Origin of the sequence: Halosegnis longus, from assembly GCF_009663395.1 — an archaeon.
In the GTDB taxonomy this organism is placed as follows: domain Archaea; phylum Halobacteriota; class Halobacteria; order Halobacteriales; family Haloarculaceae; genus Halosegnis; species Halosegnis longus.
This window is the reverse complement of record NZ_QKNW01000001.1, coordinates 2,407,981-2,421,272: the sequence shown is the minus strand read 5'-3', so window position 1 is coordinate 2,421,272 and position 13,292 is coordinate 2,407,981. Positions and strand designations below refer to the sequence as shown.

Below are 13,292 nucleotides of genomic sequence, written 5' to 3'. Positions count from 1 at the left end.
CCTACGTTTCATCTATCAAATAGCTGTGGGCGAACTACTGGGACTCGAAATACTCTACAGCGGCCTGGGCTGCTTCGGCGATAACGGGAAACTCCGCGTCGGTGTGCGCGACAAGCTGGGTACGAATCACCTCGACAGGCTCCGACGGAAGCGTACCAACGGGCTGGCCGGCGGTCCGTCGCCGCTCTGCGACCTTCGCGAGGCCACGATAGGCGGTTTGGCGAACGCGAAGTGACTCGGCGGTGAGCTGCTGGGCGAGTAACTCGGTTACGGTTTCCCACTCACCGGCAGTTTGGGCTGTTTCGGCCAGTGCCAGATTGACGCCCGGGGGAATCGGCGTCGCGTCGCGACACTCCGCAATCAACTGTTGAACCAGATTCGTCTCCGACTGCACATCACGGGGGAGGAGACCTAGCACGGTCGCGGCATGCCGATACACCCAGGCGTTCGTGTCGTCTAACGCCTCGATTCCGGCAGTAATAATCGCAGCGCGTGCGTCTCGGATACGTGTCGCCTCGACGGTCGGAATGACGTACGTGAGCGTCCGGAACGCCTGGCTGCGTACGTCTGCATCAGCATCGCGTGTTCGCGCCAGCAGTGTCGCCAACAGCTGCTCCGCGACCGGCTCGAGCGAGCTGTCACACAGTTCGACAGCGTCAGCGATACTCACCACAGCGCGCTGGCGAGTCGTCGCTTCCGTGTGTTCTGCCGCCTCACAGAGCCCCTGAAGGAGTCCATGCAGCACATCTGTGCTGTTCCCGCCTGTCATCGCTGCCTGCAACGCAGCACGGCGCTGTGTCTGCGTGGTGGCACGCGTCAGGTACACGATGATCGACTCCCGTTCGACTGCGAGTGACGTCGTTCCTGCCGCAAGTGGTGATTCGAGCGCCGCTGGATACTCGTCTGCGCCACACCACGCAAGTGCTTCGCGACGCGCCAGGCCGTTCTGTGCGTCAATCACCGCGTCGATGGTATCGCTAACCGCGGCCGGGGCCACGGCAGCGACACGAGCAACCGCCGCTGCCACCCCGTCAACGTCCATATTCGCTGCAAGCTGGTGGACGTACGGCTCAAGGGATTCCGGTGCAGCCTGTGCCAAGACGGCGATAGCTGCTCCGACCGCGTCCGCCAGTGGTGGTTCGCTAGCCTCGAGAACCGTCGTGAGAAGTCGGGGCGCTTCTGAGACAGCGGCCACTGCATCAGGCGGAAGTGCCTGCAGTGCCCTCACGAGGTGACTCGTGACGTTGTTATCGGCTGTGGCAAGCGCCGATACGATAGCCTGGGCGGCCGGACGTGCGGCGGCCGGGCGTGTCCACGCTAGCTCTGCGAGTGTCCAAGCAGCGTACGCTCGCACACACGCGTCATCACTTTCGAGCGCCGCTATCACGTCCGGTAGGGCTGTCGCAGTCACCAGCGGAGCCGTCGTCGCCAAGCGACCAAGGCTACGAACCGCCCACCGACGGACAGCCAGCGGTGACGCTGTCAGCCCGGTCTCGAGACAGGCGCGCAAGCGATCCAGATTCGCATCTGTCTCCCCTGCTGCTATCTCGCCTGCAGTGTACACGGCAAGCGCCTGCTCGGCGGGCGTACCCTCACCGAGCAGTGCAATCAACGCGTCACTTGCTGTCTCAGGCTCTCCGCTAACTACCGCTGTCAGGCCCTCGACTGCGCGTTCACGTACCGCTGGCTCCGGTGACCGAAGCCCAGTGCAGGCTACTTCGATGGCCGTCGTCCGCTCGGCCGGCGATACGTCCCGAAATACAGTCGCGACCGACCGGGCGTGTGACTCGCCTGCCCGGATTGCAGTTGCCCAGCGGTTCGCTGTCAGTGACTCGTCGGCCGGCCCGGCACGAGACGCATACCCTGCACGCCGAATGTTGCCGTACGGGTGTCCCCGGAAGCTCTGGACCGGTGGTGACTGGCGAATCTGGTCGTTCGGGAGCCGGCGAACCGCCCGAAGGGTCCACAGCGGGACGTTTGAGTTCCAATCGTCGAGGCCGTCCAGCATCGCTGCTTCAGCAAGCCGCAGCGATGTCGGTCGGGGACGGCCGACTGCTGCCAGCGTCTTCGCTCCGTCCCAACGGACCCAGTCTTCATCCTGCGCCCGAAGTAGTCGCTCGCTCAAGTCGACTAACGGCTGGTGGACGAGTTGCGTCGCTTCGGCGAGCGCCGGAAGCTCGTGGAGCCACCATTCGTTCTCCTCGTGAGTCGTATCGTGGAGGAACCGGGTTTCGAGCGCAGCTAGCATTTCGAAGACGTGTGCCGGCTGTCGGTCTGCTATCGCCGGTGCAGCCGGTGCCAGCCGTCCAGTTGGCCCCCGACGCGCCACCTGCGCGACACAGTCCGAATCGTACCAGTCCGTGGCCAGCAACGCTGCTAATACCGCACCAGTGTGTGGCTGTTCGGGGTGCGTCGTACAGTATCGGCGCAAGCGGTCGGTCTCGCCGTCGATTGCTGTCGGCACAGCCGACGCTACGTTGTGCAGCATGGCTGCAATCGCCTCCCCGCCCGCCGTTCGCGTCTCCAGCAGGGAACATAGGGTGTCCACGTGCGGAGCGAGATGGATTGGTCGGTCATCAGCAACAGTGGTGAGCGCGCTGGCGTACCGCTTCCAGTCGATCTCTCGTTGGTCACCCTCGTCCTCGTCTTGGGACAGCGGAAGCGCTGCTGCAAACTGTTCGACGGCGGTCGTCGTCACTGCTGGCAAGTCTAGCGCCCGTGCGGCCGAGAGCGCCGCCTGCACGTGGCTGGCGGTCTGTGCAGCCGTCTGTAGCGTCTGTTCCGTTCGCGTCGAGGCTGGTCCCGCTGCAAGCGCCGAGTACGCGTCATCGCGAACCCATCTGTGTGAATCCTCCGTCGCGTCATAAAGCAGCTCCCGCAGTGCTGTCGGCGGGTCCGTCCACGTCGATAGCAGCCGCTCACACGCCGTGACTGCCCCGCGGCGAGTGTGGTGGGTCCCCTCGCGGAATCCCGTCACAATGGCCTCTGTGATGGCCACATCCACCCCCTCCGTCTCCGCAACGCGACCGAGAAGGCGAAGCGCCTGACGCTGCTCGTCGGACGGTGCGACCGCCAGCACCTGGCGAAGCGGTGCGATTGCAGCCGCCGGAAGCGGGCGGCGCTCCGTGATGGTTTCTAGATTCTCGAGAACGGTTTCGCGGGCAGGGGCAGGAGTCGTCTCCAGACCGTCGACAAGGGTCTCCATGGCCGGAGCCGCCGGCTGCGGTGGCGCAACCCCAATCGAGCCGAGTGTCTCTGCCGCTGCCTCGATTACTACCGCCGACTCGGCTGTCAGGGCAGTTGCAGCAACCTCCACTGCCGTCGTCGCTGTGTGTGTACTTGCAAGCCCGTACCGGTCACCACCGGTCGCTGCGACCCCGAGCGTCCGGCCAACCGCTCGCAGCGCAGCGGCCCGCCGGTCATCCCCCGACTCGCCAGCAAGTGTCAAAAGCGCTGGAAGCTGTAGCTCGACGAGCTGTGGCGCGACAAGCCCCACCTGTCCGAGTTGCTCGATGGCGCTTGCTGAGACAGCAGTGGACGCCGCCCCTGGCTCAATCTTCGGGAGTGTCTCTGTGAGGGCAACTGCATCGGTCGCCGCCGCTCGGGCGAGCCCCCAACCACGACCGTGGTCGATGATGCTCGGAGTGTGTGCTGTCGATAACACGTGGGGTACCCACCTCGCGATGTGCTCCGGCTCATGCACAGCGACAGCGATGAACAAGCGGGCAATCCGTTCCTCATCGAAGATGTGCTCGTCGATCGTTCCCAGCAGCGGCGACAGCTGCGCCGCCATCGACGGATGGGTCCGGCCGGTCTCGAGCAGGAACTGTGTGAGGTGTGCACGGTACGTCTTCTGTGGTGGTTCCAGCCCGGTCTCAACAGCCTCAATCAGTGACGGTATCGCGTCTGCTACTGCCGATGAATCCCGGCTACGGAGCCGCTCAAGCACTGTCTTGCCCAGCGAATCCGGCATCGCACCGGTCGCGAGGTCACTGGTAACCAGTCCAACTGCGGTTGACGGAGACGATTGGAGAAGGGACGCTGGTGGAAACATCGATGGAAGTCGTCACAGCCGGCCCCGGAGCTGACTGGCCATGGATATCAAATCAGGAGCAGCCGCCGTTGAAATAGTTTCCCCCGACGGCAGGGGTAGAGTCCTCAGTCGTCGGGGCCGAGCGACGAGCCACACTCCGGACAGAAGGTCGGCTCGGTGTACGCCTGCACATCTGCCCCACAGTTCGTACAGAACTCTGGCGTCTCGGACGACTCCTCGGTGTCTGGAGTCGCCGTCTCTGCGTCGTCGACGCTGTAGACGTTTGTCTCGACAGACTCGCTCTCGGCGCTGGTCGCAGATGGATCGTACACGCTCGTTTCGCCAGTGTCCGTGGCCGAATCACTGTCGTCGGCCTCTGGTACTGTCTCGTCTGGAAGCACCAGAATGTTCTCCGTCCCCAGTCGTATCTTCTTGATCCGTCCAGCCTCACTCAGTTCGGTCGCAGCCGCCGACGTTTTCGTCGCCGACCAACCAAGCATGTCGCCGAGATCTGACTGGTACATTTGGCCCCCCGACTCCTGTAACACTCGGACCAACGTGCGCTTCTCATCAGCATCCATGGCCTTGGACGGCGGTGTGAAACGCTGCTTGTCCTTCGGTCCAGTCAGCCGGTGGCGACTCCGCGGTTGACACGACGACGGGCGGTGCCGGATGCACCAGCCACTACACCTCTACCTCCAGCGTGACACGGTCTCCGGCGAGCGCTAGCTCCATCCCCATCTCGAGTGTACGCGTTCGCCCATCAGAGATGTCTTGCCCCGCGAGCTGGGTGCCATTCGTGCTGTCGGTGTCCCGAATCTTCAGCGGACCGTGTGAGTCCGGGTGTGTAATCTCGAGGTGGCGACCCGAGACGTACGACTGGTGTTGGTCGTTGACGATATCGCCCAATTCGCCGCGACCGAGCGTGACTGAGTCCCCCGGCTCAATCGTCCAGCTCAGCTCGCCGCTTCCACCCGAGACCGCCCGCAGGGTAACCGTCGTCGTGTTTGTCTCTGTTCGGATCCCCGTCTCTGACCCCCCACCGCTCTGCCGATACACCTCGGTCGTGTTTCCGGATTCATCCAGCAGTTGGGTGTCGCCTCCACCGGACGGTTCGCCGACGATTGTCGTGTACGTCTCCTCGACTGTCGTGTCTGCTGATTCCGCAATCGGCACCATGAGCAGCGCTTGGAGCAGTGCGTCCTCGACGTCCGTCGGCTGTGAGTGGTTGTGGAAGACAGTGTAGACCACGGTTCCGCGCTGATACGAGAACTTGTACGCAATGACGGAGTCCCGGTTCGATGCTCGAAGGAGCGGCGTCGAACCGGGTGGTAGCGAGTTCGGCTCGTTGATTGCCGTGTCGAAGTCGAGTTCGAGCGTCTCCTGGCCGAGTAGATCGACGAGCTCAGTATCGACTACTTCAGCAGGCACGCTGTTTCCCCACCCACCGGAGCCGAAGGTCGCACTGGTGAAATACTCGATTGCATCCGACGTCAGGTCTGAGGCCATCAGCGTTCCCCCGTCGGCCACGAACTGCTCGAGGGCATCGAGATCGACTTCATCTCGCCACGAGAACGAGCAGTTCAGCATGACCACTCCCCCGTTTGCCATCGACAAGTCAACCATATCCAGATCGGTGTAGGAGATACCGAGCCGATCAAGGATCGCCCCCATATCGTCGTAATTCGGCGTGCTGACGTACACCGGCGGAATGTCGCTGTATGCCAGTTGGTCCTGTGCCATGGCTGTGTGTGTCAGTGACAACAAAATAAATATTGGTGCTTTTGGGGAAGCTATTTCAGCGGTGATGTATCAGGGCTGTGTGTGAGTCTCTCGCTCGATTGGCAACAGAAAACCGGGGCACGGATTCGAGCGCCGCCGACAGCGGACCGTGGGATGATTTTCGTTGCGGGCGATGACAACTTCGTTTACGCGCTCGACAGGGACACGGGTAACGTCGAGTGGGAGTTCGAAACGAACGATATGATTCGCCATTCGCCGGCGGTCACTGTGGATACGGTGTACGTCGGCAGCGACGATGAGACGCTGTACGCGCTGGCTCGCAGTGACGGGAGCGTGCGGTGGACGTTCAGCGCTGACCGTCGTATCACCTGTACTCCCGTCATCGATGACGGAACGGTGTTCTTCGGGAGCACTGACGGTCACATGTACGCCCTCGACGCGAGCGACGGGAGCGAAGAGTGGGTCTTCGAAACCAAGGGCCGCGTTCGGTCAGCACCGACCGTCGCTGGCAACACCGTCTACATCTCCAGCGGCGACCACCACGTGTACGCTGTCCAGCGGCCGACGGGGACCCCAGCGCCACAATCCAGCGGTACATCGACGCGCGTGTTCAGTCCCACCCAGGATTACTGCCCGATGTGTGGACAGGACCTCCAGCAGGTCGCATCACCTGATTTCTGCCCCGGCTGCGGCTACGACCTCGAGTAGTCGCAGTCGAGCCAGCGGCGCGAGTCCCCCGCCCGTCGACACGGTGTCGCCTACAACTCTGTCCCGCAGCTGGGACAAAAGGCGACGGAGTCGAAGCCGTCGAGATTCGAGCCACACGACGGGCAAAACGAAATCGTCGTGTCATCGACTGTCGTCGAGGCTTGGGTCGATTCTCCGCTGTCGTCGGCGTACACATTCGTCTCGTCGGGACCGGTGTCGCCACCGGCGTAGACTTGCGTATCACCGCTGTCTGCAGTTGTACCCCCGGACGTATCGCCAAGAGGAGACCCTGTTCCGAGGGAATATGCCTCAACGGTCTGGTCGTGTGTCCAAATCGCTCCCTGTTCGGCGCTCGCCACAGACCCATCGGTAAACACCTCCTCAATCCGGCCGTCTTCACGGCTGATGAGGTACCGTTCACCGGCAGCTAACACGACGAGACTCTCGTCACCGGCACTAATGAGATTTAGCCGCTCGTCGCTGAACGTCCATTCCAGCGTTCCGTCGTCCTCATCAAACGCATACAGTGTATTGTTGCGACCAACGCCAATGACCGGCGAGCCAGTCGCGTCGAACTGATTGACCTCCTCGGGCAGGTTCGTCTGCCACATACTGTACGTGCTTGATAACCGGTACACGAACGAAGAGTCGTCCTCTTGCTCATACGTCCACGAGCCGGCGATCCAGTTGTCCAACCCCTGATTGTTGAGCCGCTCGATCCCGCGAATCTGATCATCAACGACCAGGTCCCACTCTGTGTCCCCCGTTTCGGGGTCAATCTGTTTGATGCGGTGTTCATCATAATCTGGCTCTTGCACGCTGACAAACAGCTCTTCGTGCTCTGAGAGCCAGAACTGGTTGTTAATCGACGGATACTCGTTTGCCCACACAATCCGCCCTGTGCGGGTATTGACCGCCGAAAGCCGGTCGCCATTACTGACGAACAAGTCACCGATGAGCTCGCCGCTGATGAGACTGAGATACTCGTCGACATGCCACTGCTCTTGACCATTCACCGGGTTGATTTTCGTGAGCGAGTAGTACGAATCCCCGTCCGGCCACTCCTTGCACTCAACGAGAACCCCGTCTTCGTAGGCCTCGAAACTCTTCCAGTAGTCCTCGACGTGTCTCCAACGCTGACGGCCTGACCCGGCGTCGATTCCAATGAGCGTGTTATCATCCCAGTCGCCGGGACTCAGTACGACTGTTCCCTGTGAGATACACAGCACATCGATTCTATCCTCACTCAGTGTCTCTCGCCACTCGCGCCGACCGCTTGCTTTGTTAACACCTGTGATGGTTGCCTCATCAGCGAGTACAATCCGATCTTCACCAATCGCCTCTGGCGTCCCACCGTCGCTTCGCCACTGGACCTCCCACTGTTGCGTGTCGACGGCGATCGTTTCACCGCCGGTCGAAAGTAACAATAGATTCTCGTCGGGAAGCGGTTTTGACCTGTGTGCGACCGTATCGGTATCGACTCTCAGCAGCTCTGTCCCGTCGCCAGCGGTGAGAATCGTGTACGTACTATCGCTGGGAACTCCCACAACATCGAAGTCGCGAAAATAACGGGAGGAGGTGACGTTCTCCCCAATCGTAACCTCCCACACCGTCTCACCCATCGCGAGACCACCCTCGGTGCATTCTCATACGGTATTCACTGGTTCGTCGCAGTGTCGTAAAATTTCTGGCGGATGCTACCAGCCCCCAGGGAGTCTTTCGGCGCAGTGCACCACTAGCCAGTACTCATCGAGACGAGCTACTGAGACGATAGTTCGGCGTCCGGCCGGATGCTGGCACCTACACTTTTGTCGTCGCATGTAACAGCATCCCACATGAGTGGCGAGTACTGGCGTGGATACCGAGGGGGACCGGCCCGGACCGCGACAATCGACAGCGAGAGCAGCGTCTCACAGCTAACCGAACAGTGGAGCGTTGGACTGCGGGACGCAACTGTCCTCGGTGAAGCGCTGCGAACAACGCCATACGGTCTCTTGGTCGGCCGCTCTGATGGCCTGTCCGTCCTCGACACCGACTCCGGGTCCCAGCGCTGGAACTACACGCAAGCGGCACCGACCCACGGCGTCGAGTACGCCGAGGGCCGTGTCTATCTCGGAACCGACACCGGCGTCGTCGCGATTGATGCACAGTCCGGTGCCGAAGTCGACACATTCCCGATTGATATCGCACCAACCGCCGACCGGCCCGATAGTCTCGCGGTCACGGAAACGACGCTAATCGTAAATACGACGGATGGGTTGGCTGCGTACGACACCACTGACGGTAGCCTCCTCTGGCAAGCCGGCGGGCGGCCGGCACATGAGTTCGTCGTCGGTGACGACCACGCATACACACGGGTCCACGAGCGTATCCACGCAGTTGTTTTGGACAGTGGACGACAGCGGTGGGAGATCATCCGTGACGACGCAGAAGCGCATTATGACGCGCTCCGTGGCGCTCGTCCAGAGGGGGTACTGGTAAAGGGGAATCCCGGCGGGACGCTCGGCCATTCGTACTTCGTGACATTGCTGCGGAAAGATGACGGTGGGATTCTGGTTGATAATACCATTAGCGCACTGAGCCAGTGCCACTTGGTAGGTAACGTCGCACTCGTCGCGAGCAACGGTGATGTTACGTGTCAACGGTTGGCCGACGGCTCTGTCGAGTGGGAACAATCGCTGACCGGCATCAACGACACCCCGGAGTACGACGATCCCAGAGCCAGCGCCGGCGACACGTTCTATCTCACTACTGGTCGACAGATTACGGCGCTCAATATCGAGACGGGAGCCGAGACGGCTCGAGTTCAACTCACACATCCAATCGATGCTATCGCCCCCGTCGGAGACCAGCTATTCGTGGCCGGCGATACCAGCGTTACCGCCTACGAAGACCAGGTGACGAAGGTCTTCGACGGCTAACGCGGACGAAGTTCACTCGGTTTCGGTTCCACACTCCGGACAGAAGCTCGGATTGCCATGTGGGCGTAAATCTATGCCGCAGTAGCTACAAAATCGCGTGTCGGAACTTTCGCTGGCTGACCCTGACGATGCGGTCGCCGAGCCCGAACTTCCGTCGGTCGCCGGGTTGTACACTTCAGTGTTCCCCGTCCCATCGTCGGTGTCATCTGTGTACAGGTTCGTGTTCGACCCCTGTCCGCTCGTACTGGTCGACGGCGAGCCTGACCCGTTGGCACCATCACGAGAGGAGGACGAAGCGGAGTGCTGCGAGCTGCTACTGCTCGTTGAGCGAGTTGAAGCCGAACTGGAGGATGCGGAGCGACTCGACGAGGACGAGGAAGATGCGGAGGATGTCGCAGTGGTGCTCCCGCTCGACTGCGACTGGCTCGAACTGCTAGCCGCACTACTGTCGTCGCCAAACTGCTTCATCACTGATTGTCCAGCGGTGAGGAGTTTCTGCGTCCCCGTTTGCGTCTGTCCAGGGTTGACGAGGTCGTAGTTACTCGCTCGAACGAATGTGTACCAGAGAGCGTACAAACCACCAGTAAGCCACATAAAGATTGCAATCGTCAGCCAGTGGCGCTCGTTAACATCGTCGTGACGCGCAGCGAGCGCTTGCTTGTCCTTGTACGTGTAGTAGACGAATGCGAACGGACCGATACCCACAGCAGCGAGAAACAAGAGTGCGGCAAATCCCTGGACGGCCCCACCGATGATACCGGTAACGAACAGGAGCGCGAGCGAGCCAAAGACGAGCTTGTAGATGTCCTTGATTCGAATCCAGTAGTAGTCGGGATTCGCCACGGCCATGCTGGTAGTTGGCAAGCACCGGAACAAAAATGCTGGGGCCGTGCGCTTCGTGGCTGCCGGCTGTCTTAGTTTGGCATCTTCTTGATTCGATAATACAGATAAAACGGGAGCACGAGCGCTGTCAGAAACAGCGAAACAACGGCGATGAACTTCCCACCGACCCAATTCGCGTTGAGATACCGATCGGCCGCCTTACAGTCCCAGTAGATGATCGCTGGTGTCGCAATAGTGAGCCCGGCAAAGGCCAAGTTAGCTACCGACCCGACCAGACTACCAAGCACGGACGGGAGGATTACACTGGCGACAATCGCAGCGATGATGGCGGCAAGCGCTAGTGTCCCGTAATACGGCAGCGACTGCTCGCCAGCCTGCTGGATACCCTGTTCGTTGATACTCCTCAGGGCCCTGAGTACAGTTTCTTTGGTCCCGTACTGGTCGCGCGACTCGATAATCGAACGAACGCTCTCGACGTTTCTGTCCTGCGAGGTCGAGGTGCGGTAGACAGACCGGGAATTGCTCATATTCGTGAACGCGAAGTACAATCTATTGAATGCTTTGTTAATCAGTACCTTGCTAACTAGTGACGCTCCATCTGACCGTTTCCTCCCCGGAGGCGCTGGTCGCCCACGCGTGACGGCTACGACGACGGAGTCGTGTCGGGAGATAACTCAAGCGTGAGCGGGTACGACGGGTCGACAGGTGAGATAATTGTGCGCCCGGACAGCCGCGCCGCCGAGTACGGCCGGCCATCAGCGACGCGCTCGTGGCCGGCCTTCGAGAGCTGTTCATACCCCCTGTCGCTGAGGAGAAACACCCACTCATCGCTCAGATTCACGTATGTCCCATTCAGACTCCGGTCTTCGAGCTGCCAGCCGCCGTCAACGGTGCACGCGAAATGAACGGGCGAAATGTGGCGTTCGGTGTCTTCGACGGTAATCGTCGGCAGTGTATCGTTGTCGGTGACGCGACCAACTGTATCGCCCGGACGAACCAGACACTGCTTCCCTGAATCGACATCGCGGAGCAGACTCGTCTGCGTCGATTCGCCCAGTGCATCGAGCAGTTGCGTCATCAGCTCACCACCGTGCTGTTGTCTGGCGGTGTGGTCCGCCTTGGTCGCCCGTTCGAGAATACTCGCTACTGCTGGTGAGCAGTCAGCCCCGTACGCCGTGGGGTCCATCCCCGTCCGTGGGGTATCAGAGGTGTCTAACGTTTGTCCAGAGAGCAAGTAGCAGAGAAGCTTTCCGACAGCGTACACGTCCGACCACGGCCCGACTGGTTCCTCCCGTCGCTCGCTCGGGGTCTGCTCAGGTGGCTTGTACCCATCTTCGTAAAACAGCGTGCTTCCGGCTTCTTGGGTCGTTGTGACGGTGTTGAAATCGATCAGCGCCGGTGAGTCCGTCGCCGTCCGCACCATCACGTTATCGGGCTTACAGTCCAGATGGCACATCCCGTTTGCATGGAGATACGCGAGCGCACGGACGATGGGGAGTCCATACGTCTGCATCGTGGACCGGCTCGGACGGGCTGTGCCACTCGTCAAAACGCTGCCCAACTCCGTTCCGTCGAGAAACTCCATACCGATGTAGGCCGGGGCTGACCGACTTCCGACGACGAAGCGCGCAATCGACGAGGGCAGCGGCGCTCCCTCGAACTGGGAGTAGGAGTCGTACTCCTGTCGAAAGCGGGCTGCTACCTCGTCGCTACTGTTGTTGGTCTCTGACTCGGACTTCGGGAACTTCACCGCGATATCAGGGCCACCAGCGGTGTCGCGAGCGCGCCAGACTGTCGCGAAGCCACCACTTCCAACCTGCTCTTCCACGACGTACCGGTCAGCAAGCCGTGAGACTGGTGGGTTCCCTGCCGTCATGTGTCTGTGGCAAATCAGCCCACCACTATGAGAATCCCGGTTGCGACAGCCCTTGGTCTGTCGTGACTCTCTCCCAGTGTGCTAAAGCTCGTGTCCACAATGAGGGCAGTACTGCGGTGTTGTGCCGCCCGGTGGTGTCTGCTGACACTGTGGACACGTATTTCCCGAGTGTGTACTGCCCGCGATGATGTTTGCCCAGAGAAAGTACGCACTAATCCAGAAGCCGAGCGAGTAGATGACGCTCCCAGCCACCGTCAACAGAACGTCTCCCCTGAGCGAGAATCCGAAGATCTGCGACCCAGCGATACACAGGGCTAGCCCGCCGACAATCCCTGGATTCAGGTCCTTCGCGACATCTCGATAGCGCCATCGCACGGCCAGCACCGAAACGGTTGCAACGACCCCCGTGTAAACCATCGTCAGATTGTACTGATACCCCGCGATCTGTGGCGCGTCAACGATTGCTTTCAGAGCCAGATAGCTTCCAAGGGCGAACACGAAGAAGACGCCCAGCATGTGCTTTGCCTTCAGTGCATAATCCCCGCTCAACCCCTTCCCCTGTAGGAAATTGTATATTTTCACGTACAGATGAGTCGCAGCAACGCCCTCGACACCCCGGAACACGAGATACAGAAAGCCAGCATAGCCTGCATACGACGTTCGCAGAACGGACAGTGTCAAGAACAGATATCCGAAGGCGAGCCCACCGACAGCGACTGCCTTTTCGACCTGCGAGATACTCTGTAAGCCAGAGAAGTTCTCGAATGCCTGGTACGTTCCGCCAAGGAACATCGCCTCCAGTCCCAGCGCAATTAGCCAGATCGGCAGCAGCGATGGCTCCGGATCGAAGAACCATCCAATCTGTAACGGGGGGAGTGTGCTAGTTACGGATGGTATCATGAGCAACTCGGAAGCTGAGGATTAGTGGTACAGCGAGAGCCAGCCCAAGACTCGCAACGGTGACTGCAGTCATCAAAATGGGGTACTGGTCGGTCATGTAGTAGCTACTCGCACCCACGAACAGTGCCAAGACAAGCCGCTGTCGCGGTGTCGTATCGAGCTCTGAGAGGGGAAGCGTCAGAAGCACCGACGCACCCGCTATTGCTGCTGTGAACCCGATGAGTCGCAACCGTTCGGGGGTCCACTGAATGAACGGGTCGACCATATC

The 13,292-nt window shown here is 60.6% G+C and carries 11 protein-coding genes; 3 read left to right on the top strand and 8 right to left on the bottom strand.

What is annotated here, in order from left to right:
- Positions 1–34: 34 nt before the first annotated feature.
- The 3 genes from DM818_RS13075 to DM818_RS13065 form a co-directional block, all read right to left on the bottom strand.
- Complete coding sequence (locus tag DM818_RS13075; protein ID WP_075936303.1) at positions 35–3,973, bottom strand: hypothetical protein; 3,939 nt, start codon at positions 3,971–3,973, stop codon at positions 35–37.
- Between the two features lie 185 nt (positions 3,974–4,158).
- Positions 4,159–4,614 (bottom strand): DUF7343 domain-containing protein, encoded by a 456-nt coding sequence (locus tag DM818_RS13070; protein ID WP_143823769.1) that lies wholly within the window; start codon positions 4,612–4,614, stop codon positions 4,159–4,161.
- A gap of 103 nt (positions 4,615–4,717) precedes the next feature.
- The gene (locus tag DM818_RS13065; protein WP_075936305.1) at positions 4,718–5,776 is read right to left on the bottom strand and encodes an FHA domain-containing protein; all 1,059 of its coding nucleotides are present in this window, start codon (positions 5,774–5,776) and stop codon (positions 4,718–4,720) included.
- Between the two features lie 81 nt (positions 5,777–5,857).
- Here DM818_RS13065 and DM818_RS13060 point away from each other — a divergent pair, with 81 nt between their 5' ends.
- The gene (locus DM818_RS13060) at positions 5,858–6,484 is read left to right on the top strand and encodes an outer membrane protein assembly factor BamB family protein (protein WP_075936306.1); all 627 of its coding nucleotides are present in this window, start codon (positions 5,858–5,860) and stop codon (positions 6,482–6,484) included.
- Positions 6,485–6,534: 50 nt separating this feature from the next.
- Here DM818_RS13060 and DM818_RS13055 read toward each other — a convergent pair whose 3' ends face one another.
- The gene (locus tag DM818_RS13055) at positions 6,535–8,106 is read right to left on the bottom strand and encodes an outer membrane protein assembly factor BamB family protein (protein WP_075936307.1); all 1,572 of its coding nucleotides are present in this window, start codon (positions 8,104–8,106) and stop codon (positions 6,535–6,537) included.
- Positions 8,107–8,319: 213 nt separating this feature from the next.
- Between DM818_RS13055 and DM818_RS13050 the strand changes: the two genes are divergently transcribed.
- Complete coding sequence (locus DM818_RS13050) at positions 8,320–9,405, top strand: outer membrane protein assembly factor BamB family protein (protein WP_075936308.1); 1,086 nt, start codon at positions 8,320–8,322, stop codon at positions 9,403–9,405.
- Positions 9,406–9,502: 97 nt separating this feature from the next.
- Complete coding sequence (locus tag DM818_RS13045) at positions 9,503–9,943, top strand: hypothetical protein (RefSeq protein ID WP_075936309.1); 441 nt, start codon at positions 9,503–9,505, stop codon at positions 9,941–9,943.
- A gap of 376 nt (positions 9,944–10,319) precedes the next feature.
- Here the strand turns inward: DM818_RS13045 and DM818_RS13040 are convergent, their stop codons facing one another.
- The 4 genes from DM818_RS13040 to DM818_RS13025 form a co-directional block, all read right to left on the bottom strand.
- Complete coding sequence (locus DM818_RS13040) at positions 10,320–10,775, bottom strand: hypothetical protein (protein WP_075936310.1); 456 nt, start codon at positions 10,773–10,775, stop codon at positions 10,320–10,322.
- A gap of 116 nt (positions 10,776–10,891) precedes the next feature.
- Positions 10,892–12,124, bottom strand: a complete 1,233-nt coding sequence (locus DM818_RS13035; RefSeq protein ID WP_079988840.1) for a serine/threonine-protein kinase — start codon at positions 12,122–12,124, stop codon at positions 10,892–10,894.
- An 81-nt stretch (positions 12,125–12,205) separates the two neighbouring features.
- On the bottom strand, positions 12,206–13,024 hold the full coding sequence (locus DM818_RS13030) for a hypothetical protein (RefSeq protein ID WP_143823770.1): 819 nt from the start codon (positions 13,022–13,024) through the stop codon (positions 12,206–12,208).
- Entirely contained in the window at positions 13,005–13,289 is a 285-nt protein-coding gene (locus tag DM818_RS13025; RefSeq protein WP_075936313.1) for a hypothetical protein, read from the bottom strand. Before DM818_RS13025 ends, DM818_RS13030 begins: the two co-directional genes overlap by 20 nt.
- Positions 13,290–13,292 lie beyond the last annotated feature (3 nt).